Origin of the sequence: Variovorax sp. Varisp85 (genome assembly GCF_047304045.1) — a bacterium.
In the GTDB taxonomy this organism is placed as follows: domain Bacteria; phylum Pseudomonadota; class Gammaproteobacteria; order Burkholderiales; family Burkholderiaceae_C; genus Variovorax.
Genome location: NZ_JBGLYN010000135.1, coordinates 1 through 2,061, shown reverse-complemented (window position 1 = coordinate 2,061; position 2,061 = coordinate 1). Strand labels below are relative to the sequence as shown.

Here is a 2,061-nt window from a genome sequence, read left to right as displayed (position 1 = left end):
GGGGCTCGGAGATGTGTATAAGACACCGCCCGGGGGGCCGGACTACGTGCCCCCCGTCCCCCTGTCTTTCACGCAGTCCGCCTCCGCGGGCACCTTCCGATCTGCCGGTGGCGATGCGGCGGACACGACTCTGCCGCCGCACTGGTGGAGGCTCTATGACGACCGACAACTGGACGCGTTGGTCACTAAGGCGCTGGAACACAACACCGACCTGCGGCAGGCCGTGGCCAACCTGGAACGCGACCAGGCGCTGGCGGCCGAGGTGCACGGAAATGAGAGGCCGACGCTGACAGCCAGCGGGGGGCCCGGCTTCGGACACATGTCGGGCTTGAGCCTCCTGCAGCGAGACGACGAACCGCCCAGCCGCGGCACATACAGCGCGGGTGTTTCCTTGTCGTATCAACTGGACCTGTTCGGTCAACTGCGCCGCGCCATCGAAGCAGCCGAAGCCGGTACCGGCGCTGCCCAGGCGGCGTTGGATCTTGTACGTGTGCGCGTGGCCGGCGGCGTGGCACGTGCCTATGCACAAGCATGTTCAAGCGGCTATCGCTTGCGCGCCACGCAGGAGTCGGTTCGTCTGCAGGAGGAGGCGATCCGGCTCTCCGAGCGGCTTCAACGAGCGGGAAAAGTGGGGGAAATCGACATTGCACGTGCGCAAGGCCAGTTGGAACAACTACGTGCCGCGCTGCCGCCGCTTCGGGCCCAGCGCCAAGGTGCGTTGTACCGGTTGGCAACACTGACCGGCGCAGCACCGCGCGACTTCCCCGCGGCAATAGCCACGTGCGAGCAGCCGCCGCGCTTGGCGGGGCTGCTTCCGGTAGGAGACGGCGCGGCCCTCTTGCGCCGGCGGCCCGACGTTCGCCAGGCCGAACGCAGCCTGGCCGTCGCCACAGCCCGCATCGGCATAGCCACAGCCGACCTCTACCCCAAAGTGTCGCTGGGCCTCTCGGCCAGCTCGGCGGGCTTCTTGGCAAGATTTGGAAACCGGGAAACGCTCAGCTACAGCCTGGGCCCGCTGATCAACTGGACGCTACCCAACACCGGGGTCGCCCGCGCTCGCATCGCGCAGGCCGAGGCGGCCACCCGGGTTGCGGCTGCCCGCTTCGACGGGACCGTACTGACGGCACTGCGCGAGGTGGAAACGGCGCTCGATGTCTATGCCCACGAGCTGGAACGTCATGCTGCGCTCTTGGCCGCGCGAGATCAAAGTGCCATCGTCGCCCAGCAGGCGCGCACCCTCTATGTCAACGGCAAGACCGGTCAGCTTGAAGCATTGGATGCAGAGCGCACCCTGACAGCCAGTGACGCCGCTCTGGCAACATCCGCTGCCCTGTTGGCAGAGGATCAAGTCGCCGTATTCATGGCGCTGGGGGGTGGCTGGGAAGCCGATGAGCTCCTCGCGAATGCCATGCACTAGCGCACGCCTGAGCGTTTCTCGAGGGAAATATGAGGCGAGCGGGAATTCCACTGCGTAAGTGCGAGCATGGACGGGCTTAATCTTCTGAAGACCTTTCTGGAGGTCGCCAACGTCGGCAGCTTCTCGCGCGCAGCGGGCAAGCTGGGAATCTCCAAGGCCAGCGCGAGCAAGCATGTCGCGACCCTTGAAGCGCGCTTCAACGTACGGCTTATGAACCGCTCAACACGGTCGGTGACATTGACCGATGCTGGAAGGCTGCTCCTGCTTCGCAGCGCGCCGCTGATGGAGATGGTCGAATCGACGCAGAACGAATTGCAGGCGCATGGCTCACACCCAAGCGGCCGTCTGCGCGTCGCGGGGCTTCATGGGCTCGTGCAGACCGACTTCCCCAGCCTGCTGAGCGAGTTCCTCACGCTCTACCCAGATGTCCATATCGACCTACAGATCGGCAATCGCGTCGTCGATCTCGTGGAGGAAGGCGTCGACATCGTTCTGAGTTTCGGCCCGTATCGGCGACGAGAACCTGATCGTGCGCCGCCTGTTGGATTCCACCGACGTCTGACCCTAAGGGGGTGCGGATAAAAACTTGGACTGGTTTTATGCTGCAAGTCCAAGGCTCACCCGGTATTCGATGGGGCTGAGGG

Annotated in this window: 2 protein-coding genes; both read left to right on the top strand. The window is 64.8% G+C overall.

Annotated features, from left to right (window positions below; all coding sequences use genetic code 11):
• The first annotated feature begins 13 nt into the window (after positions 1-13).
• A complete protein-coding gene (locus tag ACCC97_RS28695; protein ID WP_413336354.1) occupies positions 14-1,417 on the top strand; it encodes an efflux transporter outer membrane subunit in 1,404 nt (467 codons plus the stop codon).
• A gap of 66 nt (positions 1,418-1,483) precedes the next feature.
• Positions 1,484-1,999: a LysR family transcriptional regulator gene (locus ACCC97_RS28690; RefSeq protein ID WP_413336352.1), complete on the top strand. Its 516-nt coding sequence runs from the start codon at positions 1,484-1,486 to the stop codon at positions 1,997-1,999.
• The last annotated feature ends 62 nt before the right edge of the window (positions 2,000-2,061 follow it).

Coding starts and splice junctions, on each gene's coding strand:
- ACCC97_RS28690 (WP_413336352.1), top strand. CDS start 1,484: ATGGACGGGCTTAATCTTCTGAAGACCTTTCTGGAGGTCGCCAACGTC.